The 20969-nt window shown below is 60.1% G+C and carries 16 protein-coding genes, 1 tRNA gene and 2 pseudogenes; 9 read left to right on the forward strand and 10 right to left on the reverse strand.

Going from position 1 to position 20969, the window contains the following annotated elements:
* Together AC1DPR_RS27695 and AC1DPR_RS27700 are read left to right on the forward strand one after the other, a co-directional pair.
* Positions 1-130 (forward strand): annotated as a pseudogene (locus tag AC1DPR_RS27695) (IS110 family transposase); the annotation flags it as partial.
* A 300-nt stretch (positions 131-430) separates the two neighbouring features.
* Positions 431-673 (forward strand): nuclear transport factor 2-like protein, encoded by a 243-nt coding sequence (locus AC1DPR_RS27700; protein ID WP_018859957.1) that lies wholly within the window; start codon positions 431-433, stop codon positions 671-673.
* Positions 674-711: 38 nt separating this feature from the next.
* Here the strand turns inward: AC1DPR_RS27700 and AC1DPR_RS27705 are convergent, their stop codons facing one another.
* The 6 genes and pseudogenes from AC1DPR_RS27705 to AC1DPR_RS27730 form a co-directional block, all read right to left on the reverse strand.
* Positions 712-2508: a B12-binding domain-containing radical SAM protein gene (locus AC1DPR_RS27705; protein WP_018859956.1), complete on the reverse strand. Its 1797-nt coding sequence runs from the start codon at positions 2506-2508 to the stop codon at positions 712-714.
* A 183-nt stretch (positions 2509-2691) separates the two neighbouring features.
* Positions 2692-4098 carry a Si-specific NAD(P)(+) transhydrogenase gene (gene sthA, locus AC1DPR_RS27710; protein ID WP_018859955.1) on the reverse strand — a complete coding sequence of 469 codons (1407 nt, stop codon included), beginning with the start codon at positions 4096-4098 and terminating at the stop codon, positions 2692-2694.
* Positions 4099-4185: 87 nt separating this feature from the next.
* The gene (locus AC1DPR_RS27715; RefSeq protein ID WP_018859954.1) at positions 4186-4806 is read right to left on the reverse strand and encodes a dual specificity protein phosphatase family protein; all 621 of its coding nucleotides are present in this window, start codon (positions 4804-4806) and stop codon (positions 4186-4188) included.
* A gap of 65 nt (positions 4807-4871) precedes the next feature.
* Positions 4872-5692, reverse strand: a pseudogene (gene radC / locus AC1DPR_RS27720) (RadC family protein).
* Positions 5693-5699: 7 nt separating this feature from the next.
* Positions 5700-6536 carry a type I methionyl aminopeptidase gene (gene map / locus AC1DPR_RS27725; protein ID WP_018859953.1) on the reverse strand — a complete coding sequence of 279 codons (837 nt, stop codon included), beginning with the start codon at positions 6534-6536 and terminating at the stop codon, positions 5700-5702.
* 568 nt (positions 6537-7104) lie between these two features.
* The gene (locus AC1DPR_RS27730; RefSeq protein WP_026372164.1) at positions 7105-8430 is read right to left on the reverse strand and encodes a DUF2778 domain-containing protein; all 1326 of its coding nucleotides are present in this window, start codon (positions 8428-8430) and stop codon (positions 7105-7107) included.
* A gap of 316 nt (positions 8431-8746) precedes the next feature.
* Here AC1DPR_RS27730 and AC1DPR_RS27735 point away from each other — a divergent pair, with 316 nt between their 5' ends.
* A complete protein-coding gene (locus AC1DPR_RS27735) occupies positions 8747-9766 on the forward strand; it encodes a methyltransferase (RefSeq protein WP_018859951.1) in 1020 nt (339 codons plus the stop codon).
* Between the two features lie 24 nt (positions 9767-9790).
* On the opposite strand, the gene phaC is transcribed toward AC1DPR_RS27735, so the two are convergent.
* On the reverse strand, positions 9791-11629 hold the full coding sequence (gene phaC / locus AC1DPR_RS27740) for a class I poly(R)-hydroxyalkanoic acid synthase (protein ID WP_018859950.1): 1839 nt from the start codon (positions 11627-11629) through the stop codon (positions 9791-9793).
* 154 nt (positions 11630-11783) lie between these two features.
* On the opposite strand from phaC, the gene AC1DPR_RS27745 reads away from it, so the two are divergent.
* From AC1DPR_RS27745 to AC1DPR_RS27765, 5 genes are all read left to right on the forward strand, one after another.
* The gene (locus tag AC1DPR_RS27745; protein WP_018859949.1) at positions 11784-12200 is read left to right on the forward strand and encodes a gas vesicle protein GvpG; all 417 of its coding nucleotides are present in this window, start codon (positions 11784-11786) and stop codon (positions 12198-12200) included.
* A 225-nt stretch (positions 12201-12425) separates the two neighbouring features.
* Positions 12426-13643, forward strand: a complete 1218-nt coding sequence (locus tag AC1DPR_RS27750) for an LL-diaminopimelate aminotransferase (protein WP_007532313.1) — start codon at positions 12426-12428, stop codon at positions 13641-13643.
* 64 nt (positions 13644-13707) lie between these two features.
* Complete coding sequence (locus tag AC1DPR_RS27755) at positions 13708-15030, forward strand: homoserine dehydrogenase (RefSeq protein WP_018859948.1); 1323 nt, start codon at positions 13708-13710, stop codon at positions 15028-15030.
* A 182-nt stretch (positions 15031-15212) separates the two neighbouring features.
* Positions 15213-17015: a single-stranded-DNA-specific exonuclease RecJ gene (recJ, locus tag AC1DPR_RS27760; RefSeq protein ID WP_018859947.1), complete on the forward strand. Its 1803-nt coding sequence runs from the start codon at positions 15213-15215 to the stop codon at positions 17013-17015.
* Between the two features lie 17 nt (positions 17016-17032).
* Positions 17033-17644, forward strand: coding sequence for a hypothetical protein (locus AC1DPR_RS27765; RefSeq protein WP_477817629.1), 612 nt, complete (start codon positions 17033-17035; stop codon positions 17642-17644).
* Positions 17645-18006: 362 nt separating this feature from the next.
* Here the strand turns inward: AC1DPR_RS27765 and AC1DPR_RS27770 are convergent.
* Positions 18007-18081, reverse strand: a tRNA-Glu gene (locus tag AC1DPR_RS27770).
* 230 nt (positions 18082-18311) lie between these two features.
* Positions 18312-19373, reverse strand: coding sequence for a class I SAM-dependent methyltransferase (locus tag AC1DPR_RS27775; protein ID WP_018859944.1), 1062 nt, complete (start codon positions 19371-19373; stop codon positions 18312-18314).
* A gap of 230 nt (positions 19374-19603) precedes the next feature.
* On the opposite strand from AC1DPR_RS27775, the gene AC1DPR_RS27780 reads away from it, so the two are divergent.
* Positions 19604-20038: a hypothetical protein gene (locus AC1DPR_RS27780; RefSeq protein ID WP_018859943.1), complete on the forward strand. Its 435-nt coding sequence runs from the start codon at positions 19604-19606 to the stop codon at positions 20036-20038.
* A gap of 149 nt (positions 20039-20187) precedes the next feature.
* Here AC1DPR_RS27780 and AC1DPR_RS27785 read toward each other — a convergent pair whose 3' ends face one another.
* Positions 20188-20961 (reverse strand): amino acid ABC transporter ATP-binding protein, encoded by a 774-nt coding sequence (locus AC1DPR_RS27785; RefSeq protein WP_018859941.1) that lies wholly within the window; start codon positions 20959-20961, stop codon positions 20188-20190.
* Between the last annotated feature and the right edge of the window lie 8 nt (positions 20962-20969).

The following is a 20969-nucleotide window of genomic DNA, read 5'->3' on the forward strand; positions in this document are numbered from 1 at the left end:
GGCCGTCTTCGAACGACTGAAAGCGAAAGGAAAGCCCGGAAAGGTCGCTCTCGTCGCGGTCATGCGAAGGATGATCATAATCCTCAATGCCAAAATGAGAGACTATCGAGCAACGGTGATTGACGCCTAACACCGTTGCTTTTTCTTTTCCAGGTCGCGTGCCTGCTTTTAGGCTGCCGTCCGTCCAGGTAACACGATATGGTTGCATTTTGGAATGATCTGATGCAATCTAAGCGTTGTTGGCAGGGGAAGGATTGACGATGGTTTCCGGCGCAGACCTGACAAGGCGGATTTTCGAGGCGCGGCATCGGGGGGACCTTGATGCGCTTATGTCATTCCTTGGGACAATTGCGTTTTCCGGGCAGAAGGCAGCCAGTATCTGGCGTCACTCACCAACCCGGTTGTCGGCAGCGCTGCACTCCGCGCGACGATGCGGCAGTTCATTGACACCTGGGACATGACGGCGCTGGAACTCGACATCCGTGTCGACGGAAATGTTGCACCGGTTCATCGCGTCGGCCAGATGCGTCATAGTACGACCAAGTTCGATACCGAAATCATGGACAAGATGACCTTCGAGAACGGCAGGCTGGTTGAGTGCGTGGAATTTCTCGACACGCTTCAAGCTGCGTCACTACTCAATATAGCGGCGATCTCTGCGGCACAAATTTAACCGGCCCGTTCTTGCGTTGTCGGCGGCGGCGGTCGACCTCAGACTGCCGGTCGGGCCTTGTGGGCGTGGGTCAATTCCGCGACCTTGTGAATGTGGGACACAGCAGCCCGCCCGCCGGCTGTCTTCGTGAAGAGTTCAAGCGTCTCATCCTCATGGTCACCGACCGGTGTCAGTGCCTGGTCCATATAGGCTTTGGACGCTTTGTCTCGTGCGATGAAGAAGGCGCTGATTGCAAGCTTGGCAATGGTCGCACCTAGCGACAGGTGTTTGGTGACCGTCTCCCAGACGAAACGCGGCCAGAAGGTTACAGCGCTTTCTCGCGGCATATCGGGCCGCCGTTCGGAGGGATGCTTGAGACGTAGAAGGCCGCTCTGCAATGGATGCACGTTCTCCAACGGTACAGTTGTGGCGAACGACACAAGGACCTTCACGAGGCTGGCGAGCGGCACGCCCGTGGCAACGGCCCGGCGCAGCAGCGTCTTCATGTGCTCCGGCGAATAGTAGAGCGACCAGGCCTCCTGGTAGATGCCCTCCCATTCCTGCTTGCTCATCTTCGGATGCGCGGTGCAGACGTGCTCCACGTCGTAAATGTTGAGATCGGCGTCCATCTCGACGCCTTTCTTCCACAAGGTCTGGTGGTCTTCCGAGCCCGGCAGTGGTGTCAGCACGAAGAATTCAATGACATCAAGAGGCAGTTCGTGCTGGATGATCGCGATGTCGCGGCGGATCGTCTCCGGCGTGTCCGCGGGGAAACCGAGAATGTAACCGGCGAGAGTCATGATGCCCTGTGCCTTCCAGGCAAGCAGCATCTTCCGGTATTCGGTGATCTTGTTCTGGTTCTTCTTGGCCGCCGTGAGGTTGTCCGGGTTTACGTTCTCAAGCCCGATGAAGACGCGGGTGACGCCGGCACGCTTTGACTTTTCGATGAAGTTCGGGATCTTGTGGCAGAGGGTGTCCACCTGGATCATCAATCCGAGCGGAATGCCGTCCTTCTCCCTGAGTTCGATCAGGCGGTCGAAGATTGCTTCCCAATCCCTGTTGCGTGCGAAATTGTCGTCGGTGATGAAGAACTTATGGATGCCTTGCGCCCAGTTCATTCGCACCAGCTTTTCGACATCGTCGGCCGAGCGGAAACGCGACTTGCGGCCCTGCACGTTGATGATGGTGCAGAAGGAGCACTGATAGGGGCAGCCACGGCCGGCGTCAAAACTCGTGCTGAGGCCGAGCGTCTGCGCGACATTGGTTTTCGGCAGAAATGGGACGGCGGCACCTTCGATGCTGGGCAGGTCGTTCATGAAATTGTAGAGCGGCTCAAGCTTGCCGGCGGCGGCGTCCTGTAGAACGCGATCCAACCGGCCTTCTGCCTCTCCAGCAAACATCGAGATGCCCATCTCGCGACAGGCGTCGAGGCCGACCGCCTTGCCGTCGAGCATGGCCAGGCATCCCGACACGTGAAAACCGCCCATCGAAACCGGAATTCCGGCAGCGCGGAAGGGCCGGGCAATGTCGAGCGCCCGCGGATATTGGTTCGACTGCACACCAACCAGGGCGATCATCCCGAAATTGTCGTGCTGTTCAAGCCGCTTGAGAAGTGCGGGGACGTTGACCCGAGTGTTGGTCTCGTCGATGACCGTAATCTCGATCCCGACATTGGGCCCCAATACCTTGCGTTCGGCGCAGTCGGCAGCGATTCCATAGATCGCAGCCAAGGAATTCGACGGGATCATCGCCCGCCACCACCGGATTACATAGCCGTCATCGTCATAGTGCGACGGCTTGATGAGGATGAGCTGAAAGGTCCGTTCGGCAGTCTTTGGAAGATCTTGCACGGTCACTCGCTGGTAAGAGGAATCCCCGAAAATGGACGCTACCAGACACGGTGGATTATACAAGTAAAGCTTTTACCGATGCTATTCGACACAAATAAGTCAGTTGGAATGGATTTTGGACGGCGCGTAGGTGTCTGTTTTCGTTCAAGAAATTATCAAATTCGAATCGGTTGCCGTTAGTCGGAGGGATTAAAGCTCCGACTTGATGTCGCCCATGCGGTTCCACGCGTCGAGGCCTGCGATCTTGTAGGCTTCAGCGAGGGTCGGGTAGTTGAAGGTGTTTTCGACGAAGTACTCGACGGTGCCCTTGAGGTTCAACACTGCCTGGCCGATGTGAACCAACTCGGTCGCTCCTTCGCCGACGATGTGCACGCCAAGCAGCCGGCGCGTCTTCAGAGAGAAGATGAGTTTCAGAAGCCCAGTATCGAGCCCCATGATGTGGCCACGCGAAGTCTCGCGGAAACGCGCGATGCCGCATTCATAGGGGATACCGCGCTCCTTCATCTCTTCCTCGGTCAGGCCGCAGGTGGAGATCTCAGGCACGGCATAGATGCCGTAGGGAAAGTACTTTGGCGGCTCCTTCGCGACCGCGCCGATAGCAACGCGCGCAGCAATGCGGCCCTGCTCCATCGAGGTGGATGCCAGGCTCGGAAAGCCGACGACATCGCCCGCGGCATAGATGTCTGGTACGGACGTCTGGAAGGTCTCCGGATTGACCTTGAGGCGACCGCGGCTATCAGCTTCGAGCCCGGCCGCGTCCAGGTTGAGCGTGTCGGTCGCGCCCATGCGCCCGGCGGCGAACAGGACCATGTCTGTCACCAGGCGGCGACCATTGTCGAGCTTCAGTTCAACCTTGCCATTGTCGAGACGCGTCACCTTGTCGGCCTTGGTGCCGAGCAAGATCTTCATGTTGCGATCGCGCAGTTGGTAGGTGAAGTCCTCGACGATTTCCCGGTCGATGAAATCGAGCATCGTCGCCTTCGGATCGATCACGGTCACCGCGGTATCCAATGCGCTGAAGATCGTCGCATATTCGATGCCGATGACGCCCGCGCCGATCACGACCATCGAGCGCGGCAGCTCGTCGATGTCGAGCAGTTCGTCGCTGTCGAGCACCGTCTTGTTATCGAATGGGATGTCGTCCGGACGGAACGGTTTCGTGCCGACCGCAAGCAGGATGCTCGCTCCCGTGACCTTGACCACTTCCCCATCATCCTTGACGACCTCGAGTGTCGACGGGTCGAGAAAGCTTGCCTTGCCCCTGATGTGCTGCACCCGGTTTCGGGCGAACTGGTGTTCCAGCACTTCGACTTCGTGATCAAGGGTGATCAGCAGGCGGCGCCGAAGGTCATCCGCGCTGATCTCTTCCTTCACGCGATAGGATCGGCCATAGAAGCCGCGCTCACGCCATCCGGACAGATTGAGCGCCGTTTCGCGCAGCGTCTTGGAGGGGATGGTGCCGGTGTGCACCGAAACACCGCCGACGCGCTTGCCTTGCTCGATGACCAGGACCTTCTTGCCAAGCTTGGCTGCCTGGATTGCGCCGCGGCGGCCTGCCGGGCCGCTGCCCACAACAACGAGATCGTACTGGAACATTAGGCTGGCCCCGATTGGAAAGCTGGAATCATTTTGCGACGCAATATGTCGCGCGTCCACCGGGGCAGGTCAATGTTGCAAAATGCTTTAGGAGGAGAGGTCTGGATTTATTGAAGCCAAGTAGGGTTCCAGCTTCTCGAAGCTGCGGTCCATGGCGAAGGCGCGAGCGAAAGGCAACCCGATATGCCCGTAGAAGATGGACATCTGTTTCTCCGCAACCCCCTGGCTCGTCTTGTCGACGCCGGCCAGATAGAGAGCGGAAGCGAGACCGGTTCGATCCGCGCCTGAGTTGCAATGGATCAACAGCGGTTTCGGCGCGTCCTTCATGACTTGGATCAATTTCATCGCTCGCTCTGGCGAAAGCTCCTTGTAGGCCGACATCGGGAAATCGATATGCTCGATGCCAAGTGTCTTTGCCTGCTCGACTTCGGCGCTCCGTACCGGGTTATTGCCTCGCAGGTTTATGATCGTCTTGATCCCATAACGCTTCGAGAAACCCGCAAGGGCTTCAGGCGATGGCTGCGATGAACGATAGACTTCGCCATCGACGACCGCGTGGAAGTTGTCCGTAACTGTCAGGTAGAGGGCGTAGCTGCCACCGGCGAGAAAAGACCCGGCGAGCAAGCACAGCGCTGCTATCGCGCTGCGAGGAAATCGGCGAGAGGCGGTTGGCGTCATAAAGGTCCCGGAGCAGTTTGATTGCAGCATTGTCCCTTTGCCACCTAAACCTGACGGATACCTGAAGCACTTTAGAATCCTATAGGTTTAGACCCCTATATCAGACGCAACCCTTTCAGGCTAGCGTGACCGTCCTTGCCGATGATGATGTGGTCGTGGACCGTGATGCCGAGGGGCTTTGCGGTGTCGACAATCATCTTGGTCATGTCGATATCGGCCCGCGACGGCGTGGGATCGCGGGAGGGATGATTATGCACGAGGATCAGGGCTGTGGCCGAAAGCTCCAGCGCCCGCCGCACAACCTCGCGCGGATAGACCGGCGTATGATCGACCGTGCCCCGCCCTTGAACCTCGCCGGCGATCAATGCGTTGCGCTTGTCGAGAAAGAGAATGCGGAATTGCTCGCGTGTCTCGTGAGCCATCGCGGCGTGAGTATTGAATCACCAACGACCAGGACGACAGCACCTGCTTGCCTCGAAGCTCGCTCTTCAGGTTCCGCTGTGCGACCGTCGAGACCAGTTTCAAATCGAGCGCCACGGCTTCGCCGATGCCCTTTACCTCCTGCAGCAGAGGCAGCGGTGCACCGAAGACGGCAGCGTGCGAGCCGAAGCGCTCGAGCAGCGCCTTGGCGATCGGCTTGGTGTCGCGCCGGGGGGATCAGCCTGAACAGCAGCAGTTAGAGCAACTCGTAATCGGCGAGGGCTGTATCGCCATGCTGACGGAAGCGGTCGCGCAGGCGCTCGCGGTGCCCGTGGTAGTGCTCTTCCTTGCCAAGCGAGGCGGAGAGGCTGGCCTGCTTCGCCAAGGATGCCGGCTTGGCGGCCTGTTCCGCGAAAAAGGAGCGTTCGTCGCTTGCATCGCTGGTGGCCAAGGGCAGTTCGGCGTCGTTGGAATGCGAAACAGGACCCTTCGTCATCAAGCGCTCATCGGTTCAAGGGCGGGAGGCCGGGTCGGTCGAGGCCGCCTGGCGAAAGCGTGAAAATCTCGCAGCCGTCGGCAGTAACCCCGACCGTGTGTTCGTATTGCGCCGAAAGTGAGCGATCGCGCGTTACCGCAGTCCAGCCGTCCGCCAGAACCTTCACATGCGGCCGACCGAGATTGATCATCGGCTCGATCGTGAAGATCATGCCTTCCCGCAGTTCGGGCCCTTCGTTCGCGCGACCATAGTGCAGGATATTTGGGGAGTCGTGGAACAGCGCGCCGACGCCATGACCACAGAAGTCGCGCACGACGGAACAGCGCTCGGCTTCGGCATAGGTCTGAATGGCTTCCCCGATCGCGCCGGTGCGGGCGCCGGGCCGAACGGCCGATATGCCACGCAGGAGGGATTCATAGGTCACTTCAAGCAGCCGCTCAGCAGCGCGCTTGATGGTTCCGACCGGGTACATCCGGCTTGAATCGCCGTGCCAGCCTTCGACCACGTAGGTGACGTCGATGTTGACGATATCGCCTTCGCGCAGGGGTTTTGCATCCGGAATGCCATGGCAGACGACATGGTTGATCGATGTGCAGGTAGACTTTGTGTATCCGCGATAGTTGAGCGTCGCCGGAATCGCGCCGTTGTCCATGCCAAATTCGAACACGAAACGGTCGATTGCATCGGTCGCAACGCCGGGCCGCACGAACGCCGCCAGCTCATCGAGGCAACGCGCCGTCACTTGGCACGCCTTCCGCATTCCTTCGAATGCTTCGGGACCGTAGAGCCTAATTGCGCCGGTATTCTTCGATGGCGCGGAAGAGGCTTCGATATAATTCACCATTGCAGGCCCTTAGGATTGTCATTCTGGTACATAATGCAGCTATGCCGGGTTCGTCCATCGCGATCAATGGGGCGAATGCTATTTCTGCCGTGTGCGTCGTGTATCGGTGCCAAGTGGCTTTTCTGCGAGCGGCACGCGTCTTCGCCCTCACGCGATCCTCACGACCCGCGGCTTGAGCATGCATGCATTGGACGGGGCGCTGGAATTTGCCTCGTTGAGATAAAATCATATGGCTCTTCCCAGAGCCCCGTTCGTCGGTTTATGTCCGCAACTCCGGTCCCTCTGCGGCCTTGCCCGAGCAAGCTTCGCTTCCCCTGGGGACCATGTGTGCCACACAGGCACGTCCGAGGCTCAACTCAACGCCGCATTCGCGCGGACGCCGCCGTCCCCAGAGGGAGACCATTTTCTGCAGACCCCTGATGCGGAAGCTCACGTCCTTCTTCCGCACCCTGCGCCGGTTCCGCCTCGCCGCAACGCCTTGCGGTGTATCCGCGACGGGACAAGGGGATGATGGCATGGGGGCGAGGTGCGGGGAAAATCGAGCGCGGTGTTTTCTTTTGACTATTGATTAGGAGCGCGACGAGAACAACGAAGCGAAGGTGGACGTCGGCTTGTTCGGCATGCTCGTGACCACCACCAGCTGGCGTATCTGGCCGCGCTTGAAGGCAGCGAGGAAGCGCTTGTAGTCCTTGAAGGACACGCAACCGTTCGAGTCGCCGCGGGCGCCGAGCATGTAGGTGTGCGCAAGCAAGCCGACGCGGTTGTAGACGTAGCCTGCACCGCCGACAGGGTTCAGTCGGATCGCCTCGACGCCGTGGAAAAGGCTTTCGCGCATCGTCAGATTGTAAGTATGCGGCGGGGTCGGGCCGCGGTTCTTGGCATGCACATAACGCGGATTGTCACGCATCTTGCCGAGGCCGGAATGGGCTTCCAGGCGTTCGCCGTTCGGAAGGTAGACGACGTTGGCCGAAATGTCGTAGACCGCGACGCCATTGCGGGCGATCGCGGGGGACAGCCCCTTCTTCACCGTCGGCATTTGATCGTCGTCATCATCGGAAGCGCCGGCATCCGGGCGCGCATAGGCAAGTACGGGTTCAGCCGGAGCACTGCGATCGTTGGGGGTAGCCCGCTTGATCAGGCCATCGGGCCGAGCCATGGGCAAGGGGATCGCGGTGTCGGTGCCGCTCAAAACGAGATCGAACGGCTGGGTTGCCCCCGGTGCAGGCTGCTCAGTCGGCGCAAGAGCCGCAATCTCGACCGGGCCGGGCTTGGTGGCGGCGGGCGGTACCTGTCCCTTGATTTCGGCCGCAGGGCTTGCTGCGAGCGCCAGCAAGGCAGGTCCTTCGGCGGCTGCGACCTCCTGCTTCGACGGGATGATGATACGGTCAGTCGAGGCAACGGTCGCTGATGCCACCTCTACGGTGTCGTCCTTGGCCGGGCGCGCGGGCTGAGCGGGTGCCGCTGACGCGACAGCCGTCGCCAGCTCTCTGTTCGGGGAGGCTTCGGAGAGCGCAAGAGGTTCGGACTGCCCGACAAATGCCGCCGCAAGCGCCGCCGACGGAGCGGCTACGTGAACACCCCTTGCAAGGGCCAGTTCGGCATCGGTGCTCATGCGCAAGCGCGAGAATTTTTTGACGTGAACGAGGCGTTGCTCAGGCTCGGTCTTCGCGACGCTTGCGGGGGCAAGCGCGATGTCGGCGAAGCGACCGGCGCTCGGATGCGGGGCCGGTGCGACCATATGCATGGTCGCAAGTGTAGCGACGACCCACGCTGAAGCGGCAAACCCCGCACCGATGAGAGCTGCACCTGAAAGAAAGCGGAAAGAGTAACCGAAACGAGAAATGGACGTACCTATAGGCCTGCTATTGCTAAACACATCGACCGCAAACGCCATGAGACCCGTCTTTCACAACTCGTTACTGGGGCCGGCGGTACGAACCGATGGAAATTCCTTCGCCGGGGCCGGTATAGAAGCATCAGGGCTAAATTGCGGCTCGCTAATATGTCCGGTTGATTGGCAGGATGCCGAATTATGGTAACCAATTCCTTTACGAGCTCGCTCGAGCCGTTCGAAATTGAGGGCAGGCTTTGGGCATGTCCCTGGGGCGCCGGCTTTTTGCCTGCTCCTCCTTTGTCAGGACGTGCCGAGGAATGCGGATTCTGCTATGAATACCTCCCGTCGCGTGGCTCCACGTTGGGAGGGAAAGCCGATGTCTTCGACACAAGTGGTTCATGAAGAAATCTCGCCAGCCTTGCTTGTTGATGCGATGTTTGCATTTCGGAAAACGGCGGCGATGAAGGCAGCGATCGAATTCGATCTTTTCACAAAATTTGGCGGGCAAGCGCGCACGGCGGCGATGCTCGCGTCGGACATTAATTGCGCCGAGCGTGGGGTGCGCATTCTTTGCGACTTCCTGGTAGTTTCGGGTCTTCTGACGAAGAGCGGTGAGAATTATGCGCCGACGCCGTCGAGCAAGGCCTTTCTGGACAGGCGTTCCCCGGCCTATATAGGTGCGGCGATCGATTTCATGGGGTCGCCGCAAATGATGTCCTTGTTCCTCGAAAACCCTGCCGCCTACGTCCGCAACGGAGGCTCCGTCGGCTTGGCCAACGTGGAGCCGGACAACCCTATTTGGGTCAAGTTTGCGAGGGGCATGTTTGGGCTTAACACAGCGAGCGCGAAGGCTGTGGCATCTGACGTTGCGACATGGTCAAAGCTGCCAAGCAAGGTGCTGGACGTTGCCGCCGGTCCTGGTGCCTTCGGTATAGAAATCGCCAAGGTGGCGCCATCTGCCAGCGTGGTTGCTATTGATTGGAAGCCGGTTCTTGCGGTGACCGAGGAAAATGCAACGAATGCAGGAGTAGCGGGGCGCTTCAGCTTCCGACCCGGCAGTGCCTTCGAGGTTGATTGGGGCAGTGGCTATGATCTCATCCTGCTGCCGAATTTCCTTCATCACTTTGACGCCGAAGGCTGCGTCATGCTCCTGAAAAAGGCGCGAGCAAGTCTGGCGGCAGGAGGCCGCGTTGCGATCGTCGAGTTCGTTCCGAACGAGGATCGGGTGTCGCCCGAGTTCCCGGCTGCTTTCGCCATGGTCATGCTGGCCACGACACCGAAGGGAGACGCCTACACGGAGCGGGAACTGGCCGATATGGCCAAGTCGGCTGGTTTTCAGGAGTTCGTTTCCCGACCGCTGCCCCCGTCACCTGCCAGTCTGATCTTCCTGGAGTGACGAAGCCGAGCAGGGGCGTCGCTCTTAGGCTCGCTCCATCACATAGCTTCCCGGCGCCTCCTCGATGGCGTTGAGCGCGGTGCCTCCCGGTTTCCGGGCGGGCACGCGCTTGTTGTCCTTCGCCTCGATCCAGGCTTGCCAGTGTGGCCACCACGAGCCGGCGTTCTCAGCCGCTTTGGTAAGCCACGTCTCATAGTCGCCGGTTACGCCGCCGCCGGTCCAGTATTGGTATTTCTTCTTGTCCGGGGGATTGACGACGCCCGCTATGTGGCCGGAGCCTGCCAGCACGAAATCGACCTTGCCGCCGAAGAACTGGCTGCCGAGAAACACCGATTTTGCAGGCGCGATATGATCTTCGCGGGTGGCGAGATTGTAGATCGGGATCTTGACGTCCTTCAGCGACAGCTTCTGACCGTCCAGGATCATCTCGTTCGCCGTCAGCGCGTTCCTGAGGTAGCAATTACGCAGATAGAAGGCGTGGTTTGCCGCCGCCATGCGGGTGGAATCGGCATTCCAGAACAGAAGGTCGAAGGGCATCGGTTCCTGGCCCTTCAGATAGTTGTTGACGAAATAGGGCCAGATCAGTTCGGAAGCCCGCAGCATATTGAAGGCGGTCGCCATCTTTGAGCCGTCGAGGTAGCCGATCTCCTCCATGTGGGCTTCAAGCCGGCCCAATTGCTCCTCGTCGACGAAGACCTTGAGGTCGCCGGCGTGGGTGAAATCGACCTGTGTCGTGAAGAGGGTAGCGGTCTTGATCCGCTTGTTCTTTTCCTTGGCGTGCAACGCTAGCGTTGCCGCAAGCAGCGTGCCTCCGACGCAGTAGCCGACGGCGTTCGCTTCCTTCTCACCCGTCGCCCTCTCGATGGTGTCGAGGGCAAAGTCGATGCCTTCGCGCGCATAGGCGGCCCAATCCTTTTGCGCGTGCCGCGCGTCCGGATTGACCCAGGAGATCACGAAAACGGTCTGGCCCTGATCGACGCACCATTTGATGAATGATTTTTGCGGGTTGAGGTCCAGGATATAGAATTTGTTGATCCACGGCGGGCAGATGAGGAGAGGGCGCTTCAGCACCGTCTCTGTCGTCGGCTCGTACTGGATGATCTGGCAGATCTCGTTCTGCGCGATCACCTTGCCCGCGGTCAGCGCCATGTCGCGACCGACGGCGAATTTGGTCATGTCGGTCTGGCGAAGCCTCAGGTCGCCTTGGCCCGCCACGATATCCTCGGTAAGCATCTTCATCCCGCGCACCAGGTTCTCGCCGCTGGTCGCGATCGTTTCGCGGTAAAGCTGCGGATTGGTGGCAACGAAGTTGGTCGGCGAGAGGGCGGCCGTGATCTGCTTCACATAGAAACCGGCCTTGTGCTTCGTGTGCTCGTCGAGCCCGTCGGTTTCGGCGACCATCTTCTCCGCCCAATCGGCGGTGATGAGGTAAACCTGCTTCAGGAACTCGAAGAACGGGTTTTTCTGCCAGTCTTCATCGGCAAAGCGCTTGTCGTTGCGCTCCGGTTCCTCCGCCGGCGTTTCGCCCTGCATGCGTTGCATCGAGCGCATCCAGATACCGAAGTAACTGCTCATCAACTGGGTCTGCGCTTCGAAGGTGCGGCGCGGATCTGAGATCCAGTATTCGGTGACCTTGGAGAGCGTCTTGACCATGTCGGTCACCGGCTCCGCTGCATTTTCTGCGATCTCGCCACGTTCGCGTGGCGCAAGCCAGGCCGTGGCCGCCTTGCCGAGATTCTCCAGTGCACGGGCGAAGTTGACCGCCATCGCCTCGGGATCTTTCATCAGGTACGGATCCAGGTCCTTCGCATCGAATCCCCGGCTCTTTGCCTTGTCGCCGTCTTGCTGCTTGCTGTCGGTCACGTGTCTCCTCCGGCGGCGGCATGTTCCTGCAAATTGAGTTGTACATCTGGAAAGATCTATAAAACAAGTTCCGCTGACGCACGCTCGTGCTATTGCTTTGTGGCGGCGACGAATCTAACAGTCGAAGCACCTCAGGATTTGGGACCTCTGGCAAATGACGAGAATTGGCATCCGCACCATCGCAAACATGACCCGTATCGCGCTCATCGGCGCCGCCGCGGCCATGGCGCTTGCCGGATGCATGCAGACGCCCGAGGAAAAGGCCGCCTTCGCGGCAAGGCAAGCGGCCCCGACGCCCGTTGTCATGAGCGCGACAAAGGGTGAAGAGCCGACCGAGAGCGGCCTGTCTCATTACAAGGACGGCTATCCGGGATTCGGGGCACCGCTCACGGCCGCAAACGTTCAGATGAGCGACGACGAGGCTGGCGGGGTTCAGAAGCAATTGACGGCGCTTGCCGCCCAGCGCAAGGCCGGCACGATCTCGGAAGCCGAGTACCAGCGTCGCGTCGCGGAATTTCGCAAGCTAGCGGCCGAGCACGGCGCCGAAACGCTCTCAGAAATCGCCAATTAGGCCTTGCCTTCGCTGCAATTTGGAAGCAAAGCCTTCCATCTGTGGCGGAAGATGAATTTTTCCCGATAATGCACGGCCTGCGCGGCTTTCCGTCAAAGAAATGCCGTGCGACGCAAGTCTGATGAATACGGCGTTGGTGATTCTGAAGTTCGTATCGCGAACAGCCGGGAATTTAGGACGAACTTCGAGCGCGGCCGCGGTGGCCGCATTTCCGTGGGGAAAGAAATGGAAGAGTTTCACAAAGTCCGGCGTTTGCCGCCTTACGTTTTCGAACAGGTCAACCGTTTGAAAGCAAGCGCGCGAGCGGGCGGGGCCGATATCATCGATCTCGGCATGGGAAACCCTGACCTTCCGACCCCGAAGGCGATCGTCGACAAGCTCTGCGAAGTCGTCCAGGACCCGCGCACGCATCGTTATTCGTCCTCCAAGGGCATTCCGGGCCTTCGCCGGGCGCAGGCTGCCTATTATGCGCGCCGCTTTGGCGTGAAGCTCAATCCTGACACGCAGGTCGTCGCGACGCTGGGCTCCAAGGAAGGCTTCGCCAACATGGCGCAGGCAATCACCGCACCGGGCGACGTCATCCTCTGCCCGAACCCGACCTATCCGATTCACGCCTTCGGCTTCCTGATGGCCGGTGGCGTCATCCGCTCGATGTCGGTCGAGCCGGACGAGAGCTTCTTCCCGCCGCTGGAACGCGCCGTTCGCCATTCGATTCCGAAGCCGCTGGCGCTGATCCTCAACTATCCGTCCAACCCGACGGCTTTTGTGGCGACGCTGGACTTCTACAAGGACGTCATCGCGTTCGCGAAGAAGCACGATATCATCGTCTTATCCGACCTTGCCTATTCGGAAATCTACTTCGAGGGCGAGCCGCCTCCGTCGGTTCTCGAGGTTCCGGGTGCGATGGATGTGACGGTCGAGTTCACCTCGATGTCGAAGACCTTCTCGATGCCCGGCTGGCGCATGGGCTTTGCCGTCGGCAACGAGCGTCTGATCGCCGCGCTCACACGCGTCAAATCCTACCTCGACTACGGCGCGTTCACGCCGATCCAGGTAGCGGCAACGCACGCGCTGAACGGCGACGGCTCTGATATCGCGGAAGTCCGCAACGTCTACAAGCGCCGCCGCGACGTCATGGTCGATACTTTCGGCAAGGCCGGCTTTGAAGTGCCGCCGCCGGCAGCGACGATGTTTGCCTGGGCCAAGATCCCGGAAAAGTTCCGTCACCTCGGTTCTCTGGAATTCTCCAAGCTGCTCGTCGAGAAAGCCGACGTGGCTGTCGCGCCAGGCATCGGTTTCGGCGAAATGGGCGACGACTACGTGCGCCTGGCGCTCGTCGAGAACGAGCACCGCATTCGTCAGGCAGCCCGCAACATCAAGAAGTTCATGTCGACGGCAGACGAGACGATGCACAACGTCATCTCGCTCAACGCACATCGCTGATATTATCCCTCAACGGCAGCCGCTTCCGGCGGCTGCCCTTCATGACACATTTCAGGATCGATCCATGGCAGATGCCCTCAAAATTGGCATTGCGGGCTTAGGTACCGTTGGTGCTTCGCTTGTCCGTATCATTCAGCAGCGCAGCAACGAGCTGGCCGCAACGTGCGGACGCCCGATCCTGATTACGGGTGTTTCCGCCCGCGACAAGACCAAGGACCGCGGCATCGACGTCGGCGGCATCGAGTGGTTCGACCGGCCGGAAGATCTGGCGGAGAAGGGCGACATCGACGTTTTCGTCGAACTCATGGGCGGCGTCGGTGGATCGGCAAACAGCTCCGTACGCGCTGCTCTACAGCGCGGTCTCCATGTGGTGACAGCAAACAAGGCGCTGCTTGCCTACCACGGCGTCGAACTGGCGACGATCGCGGAAGAGAAGGGCGCGTTGCTGAACTTCGAAGCAGCGGTTGCYGGCGGCATTCCCGTCATCAAGGCGCTGCGCGAATCGCTGACGGGCAATACGATCTCCCGCATCTACGGGATCATGAACGGCACCTGCAATTACATCCTGACGAAGATGGAAAAGGAAGGCCTGTCCTTCGCCGACTGCCTGAAGGAGGCACAGCGCCTCGGCTATGCAGAAGCCGATCCCGCCTTCGACATCGAAGGCAACGACACCGCCCACAAGCTCTCGATTCTCACGACGCTCGCCTTCGGAAACCAGATCGCGGCCGACGATATCTATCTCGAAGGCATCACCAACATCTCGATCGAGGACATCCACGCTGCCGCCGATCTCGGCTACCGCATCAAGCTGCTCGGCGTTGCACAGCGGACCGATACCGGCATCGAACAGCGCGTCCATCCGACGATGGTGCCCGTCGATTCCGTGATTGCACAGGTCGACGGCGTGACCAATGCCGTGGCGATCGAGTCCGATGTTCTCGGTGAGTTGCTGATGGTCGGGCCCGGCGCCGGCGGCAATGCGACGGCTTCGTCTGTTCTCGGTGACATCGCGGACATCGCAAAAAGCCGACCTGGCGCCCAGCGCGTGCCCGTTCTCGGCCATCCCGCCAAATCGCTCGAGCCCTACCGCAAGGCGCAGATGCGAAGCCACGAAGGCGGATATTTCATTCGCCTGACCGTGCTCGACCGCACGGGCGTGTTTGCAAGCGTCGCGACCCACATGGCGGAAAACCATATTTCGCTGGAATCGATCGTCCAGCGCTCGAAGCAGCACCTTGCGCCGTCGCATCACCAGACGATCATCATGGTGACTCACGCGACAACAGAGGACTGCGTTCGCAAGGCGGTCGCCGCAATCAAGGGCGAGGGCTATCATGTGGGTGAACCGCAGGTGATCCGCATCGAGCGGCCGAAGGAAGACTGAGCCTCACCCGCTCCCAGAAGATCGATGTTGCCGAAGGTGCCGCGGTAGATCAGCCGCGCGCATCCACAGCTAACGTCGAGTGTCTCGTCCAAAACCGTTGTGCGGCCGGGCCAAGCCGCATAAAGCTGCCGATATCACTCCCGGTCCCGGGGTGGTGACAAGCGACGAGGGCAGCAGGCGATATGGAGAGTCCGGCCGATCCGGTACAACGTGCGTTTCTGGGCGTGGAGAGGTCCGTACTGGACAACCGCTGGATATCGCGACTGGATCAGGCCGGCCAGAACCGGGCGCTTGCGATGTCTCAGGTGCACGGGCTGCCTGAACTTATCGCGCGCGTCCTCGCCGGACGCGGTGTCACCGTCGACGAGGCGCTGGAGTTTCTTGATCCGACGCTCCGCAACCTGATGCCGGACCCCTACACGCTGACGGATTGTGAGAAGGCGGCCAAGCGGCTCGCCGAGGCCATCCGCAACCAGGAGCAGGTCGCGATTTTCGGCGACTACGACGTCGACGGCGCGTCCGCGTCGGCGCTTATGTTCCGCTTTCTCAAGCACTTCGGCGTCAAAGCTGAGATCTATATTCCGGATCGAATTTTCGAGGGCTATGGGCCTAACGCTGCGGCAATCGGCAGTCTGATTGACAATGGCGCACGCCTGATCGTCACCGTCGATTGTGGGTCCACAAGCCACGATGCCCTCACCGAGGCAGCCAGGCGGAATATCGATGTGGTGGTGATCGATCACCACCAGGTGACACACGATCTGCCGCCGTGCCACGCGCTGGTCAATCCGAACCGGGAGGACGATCTCTCCGGGCAGGGACATCTCTGCGCGGCGGGTGTCGTGTTCCTCGTGCTCGTCGCGACGCTAAGGCTGTTGCGGGAAGCAGGAAACCCGCGCGTACGGTCGATCGACCTGCTGCAATGGCTCGATATCGTCGCGCTTGCGACCGTCTGTGATGTCGTGCCGCTGAAGGGTCTGAACCGTGCCTACGTCGTCAAGGGGCTGATCGCCGCTCGCCACCAGGGCAATGCGGGCCTGTCCGCTCTCTTTCGCAAGGCGGGTCTTGCTGGACCGGTGACGCCCTATCACTTCGGCTTCCTGATTGGGCCGCGCATCAATGCCGGTGGGCGCATCGGCGACGCGGCACTCGGGAGCCGCCTGCTCACCCTGGACGACACGAGCGCGGCCGAGGCCATCGCCATGCAGCTGGATGAGCTCAACCGCGACAGGCAGGCTATGGAAGCGGCGATGCTGCTGGAAGCGGAGGCCGAGGCACTGGCGGAATATGGGGACGGCAAGGGCGCCTCGGTCATCGTCACTGCCCACGAAAAGTGGCACCCCGGGATCGTCGGCCTGATTGCCGCCCGTCTCAAGGAGCGCTTCAAGCGCCCGGCCTTTGCCATTGCTTTCGATCCATCCGGCAAAGGCACCGGCTCGGGTCGCTCCATCAACGGCTTCGACATGGGCAAGATGGTGCGCGCGGCTGTGGACGATGGCCTGCTGGTCAAGGGCGGCGGCCACGCGATGGCTGCCGGTCTCACCGTTGAGCGCGACAAGCTCGGCCGCTTGCGCAGCTTCTTTGCCGAGCGAGCCGAAAAGACGGTTGCCGCACTTGTCGCCAACGAGAAGCTGAAGATCGACGGCGCGATTGCCGCCAGCGGCGCGACGCTCGATCTGATCGACCGCCTCGAGACGGCCGGGCCTTACGGCTCGGGGCATTCACAGCCGCTCTTTGCTGTTCCCGCCCATCGGCTTCGCGATTCTCGTTTGGTTGGTGAGAAGCACGTGAAGGTGACGCTCGAAGCCATGGACGGCGCCCGCCTTGATGGGATCGCCTTCCGGGCCGCCGATACGCAGCTCGGCAACCTGCTGCTGAATTCGAGGGGCGCCAACCTCCATGTTGCAGGCTCGCTTAGCGCGGACCACTACCAGGGTGTACGACGCATCCAGCTACGCGTCCAGGACGCCGCTCCGGCGCGGTGAGTGCACATGGCTATCCAGTGAAGGCTCGCGACGCTATCCTCGCCTGTCGACCGGCCATTGGCGTCATCGGCCGCCGGACTCGCCGGACATTGATTGGCGACTATGCCGCGATTGCCGACTTTGGCCTGCATGTCGCAACGATCTGCGGCGATCCTGCTCCCGGCATACCGCTTGACGAGGTCGCCAAGATCGACGTGACGACATTTCTGTTCAAGCATACCGTTTTTTCGGGAAAGGCGACGTCAGTCATGGGTGATCCGTTGAACGCTGTCGCCTGGCTCGCTGCTGAGCTTGCAGCAAAGGGCCGCCAGCTCGAGCCGAACGACGTGGTCGCAACTGGTTCGTGCTCGAAAATTCTTCAGGTTTGGGCAGGCCAGCAGCCGACTTCGGTCCGCTTGGCCAAATCGAGTGCGTCTTTACCTGACGCTCATCGAGGGCTCGCGCCCGCGCTTAATGTGAAAAATCAGATCGAGCGCTATCTTCAGCGCATCACGCGGCTCGGGAGCACTCAGGGTCCACGCTACCAATGCATAGTTGATTTTCTGGGAGTGACTCTCCATCGCTGTTTTCAGCCCTTTGCAGACGGCGTGATCAGAGAAGTGTCGGTTCTGAGCATCAAATGCGTGTAGTCTTGCCCGCTTCCTCGATGCGCGCGACAGCCAAGAAGTAGGCTCGCGCAATGTGCCAGGGTCACGCAATAGCGATGCTTCGACGAGAGGTTCCTCTGCGTTGCGGAGCGCCGCTTCGCCGTAACGCCGCAGAAGATCAGCCGTCATTTTAGGTGACCCATGGGCTGCTCATTCTGCTGCTAGGTAGATGGCGGGGAGGGCTCGAACCATATGGTGTCCGAGCCCAAGCTATAGCAGGTGGCTGATTCCCAGACATTCGCTTTGCGAAAAGCAGCATATAATCCGCTTGCCCCCGAAACTCGAAATAATTATCGAATTTTCGCAAGCGGGTATCTAAACAACTGACTTTTAAAGGAAAACGATGGCACGCCCTAGGGGAGTCGAACCCCTCTTCCCAGAATGAAAATCTGGTGTCCTAACCGATAGACGAAGGGCGCTTCCTTCGTGGTGGCGCCCTTATAGTCAGGCACTTTGAATCCCGCAAGCGGCAAAACCAGAAAAAATCACAATGGCGCGATTTTTTCTCTCCCTTGAACCTCAGGCGCCTAGGAAAATCTGTCTATCTTTTTGATATTTCGCCGTTATTTCTATATTCACAAGCTCTTCTCAGCATGTGGAAAGTTTCAGGTGACGCGGCGGGCCATGGCCAAGCGCGCCGCACCTCGCCTCAGGCGCGCACCTCGAAGACCATGTTGAAGGGTGTTTCCGTGGCGCGGCGGAAATGCTTGAAGCCGGCATCGAGGGCGACCTTACGCAGCTTGGTTTCCCCGGCCTGCGCGCCGAGTCCGAGGCCGACCTCCTGAGAGAGCGACGCCGGCGTGCAGATCATCGTCGACGCGCCGTAGTAGACGCGGCCGACCGGATTGAGATTGTCCTTCAGGCAGTCGTGGGCGAAGGGCTCGACGACCATCCAGGTTCCATCGGCCGAGAGCGATTCCTTGACATGCTTGCCGGCACCGACCGGATCCCCCATGTCGTGGAGGCAGTCGAACATGGCGATGAGATCGTAGTTCCCCTCAGGAAAGCCGGCGGCGGGCGCCTGTTGGAATGTGACGCGATCTGAGACGCCGGCCTCCTTGGCGGCAGCCTTCGCCCGCTCGATCGACGGGGCGTGATAGTCGAAGCCAAAGAACGTCGAGGCAGGATAGGCCTTAGCCATCAGGATCGTCGAAGCGCCGTGGCCGCAGCCGACATCAGCGACCTTGGCGCCGGCTTTGAGGCGGGCGTCGACGCCCTGGAGCGCCGGAATCCACTCAGCAACCAGATTGTTGTTGTAGCCGGTCCGGAAGAAACGCTCCGTGCCGCGGAACAGGCAGGCGCTGTGTTCGTGCCATCCCACACCCTTGCCGGTCCGGAAGGCGTCAGCCACCTTCGGTTCGTCCGTCCACATGGCCTGCACGACCTGAAAGGCGCCAGCAAAGAAGGCTGGGCTGTCCTCCTCGGCAAAGACCATGGCCTGCTCTGGCGTCAGATGAAAGCGATCGCTCTTCTCGTCATAGCTGACGTAGTCGGCAGCTGCGAGGGCGGACAGCCACTCCCTGATATAACGTTCCTTGATACCTGTTTTTTTCGACAGTTCGGAAGAGTTGCGCGGCTTGCCGTCGGCCATGGCCTTGAACAGGCCGAGATCATCGCCCAGCACCACCAGCGCTCCGGAGACGGCCGCGCCAACATCGCCGATTAACCTGCCGACGAGTGCATCTACTTTCTGCATGTCAGGTTCGCGCATGTCTTCCTCCCTCGGAAGTGCAGGAAAAGCCAGCCCGGCCGGCACTATACCACCGTCGGCGTTTTGCCGCTAAGCAAACGCCTGCTGCATCGCGGGGATGTTATCCCGTCAGTGGAGCTCGACGGTTGCCCGGAACAAATCTAACGTACTGGTTGCGCCAATTGTCGCGTTGACAAGAAAATTGGCCAGCCTGATAGTTTGATTGCCCCTGGAGGCCTGGAGGAAAGATCATGATCAAGCAGTTGACTATTCTTGCATCCGTTTCCCTGCTCGGGGCGTTGGCGTTTGCTACGCCGTCCTCGGCGCTGACCATGAAGGAATGCAGCGCGAAGTATAAATCGGCCCAGGCTGACGGCTCTGCGAAGAACATGAAGTGGAACGATTTCCGCAAGGCGCAGTGCGGTCCGGATGCGACGGCCGAACCCGATGTCACCCTCAACAGTGGCGAAGAACCGGACAAGCCGACGATGACGGCGCCCAAGGGCGTGTCGTTCCCGACAGCAATTTCACCGAAATACGCCAAGGAAACGCCCGGAAAGGGCCGGATGCATACCTGCGTCGACGCCTACCATCAGAACAAGGATGCGAACACGCTCAATGGCCTGAAGTGGATCCAGAAGGGCGGCGGCTTCTACAGCCTCTGCAATGCCAAGCTGAAGACCTGATCGCTCTCAGGCTCGCCTCGGAAGGCCCCGTCATCGGGGCCTTTTGTTTGTGATGTTATGGCGCCGCGTGTGAACCGCCAGAAGTGCCCCGAAACGAAAAGGCCGCCGGAAAAATCCGACGGCCTTGAATTTGTTGTTCGCCAATCGACCTAGTGCAGGATCTGGCTGAGGAACAGCTTGGTGCGTTCGTGCTGCGGATTGTCGAAGAACTCGGCCGGCGAATTCTGCTCGACGATCTGCCCCTGGTCCATGAAGATGACGCGGTTGGCGACCTGACGCGCAAAGCCCATTTCGTGCGTCACGCAGAGCATCGTCATGCCTTCTTCCGCAAGCCCGACCATGGTCTCCAGAACTTCCTTGATCATTTCTGGGTCGAGCGCCGAGGTCGGTTCATCGAAGAGCATGATCTTCGGGTTCATGCAGAGCGAGCGGGCGATTGCCACACGCTGCTGCTGACCGCCCGAGAGCTGGCCCGGATACTTGTTGGCCTGTTCCGGGATCTTGACGCGCTTCAGGAAGTGCATGGCGACTTCTTCCGCCTGCTTCTTCGGCATCTTGCGCACCCAGATCGGCGCCAGCGTGCAGTTTTCCAGGATCGTCAGGTGCGGGAAGAGGTTGAAGTGCTGGAAGACCATGCCGACTTCGCGGCGCACTTCGTCGATCTTCTTGAGGTCGTTGGTGAGTTCGACGCCATCGACGATGATCTGGCCCTTCTGGTGTTCTTCCAGACGGTTGATGCAGCGGATCATCGTCGACTTGCCGGAACCCGACGGGCCGGCGATGACGATGCGCTCGCCACGCATAACTTTCAGATTGATGTCGCGCAGAACGTGAAAATCACCGTACCACTTGTTCATGCCGATGATGTCGACGGCAACGTCGGTTGCCGAAACGGTCATCTTCTTTGGTTGAGCCTCAGCCATGTGTTCGT

This window comes from Rhizobium sp. 01T417, from assembly GCF_056398905.1.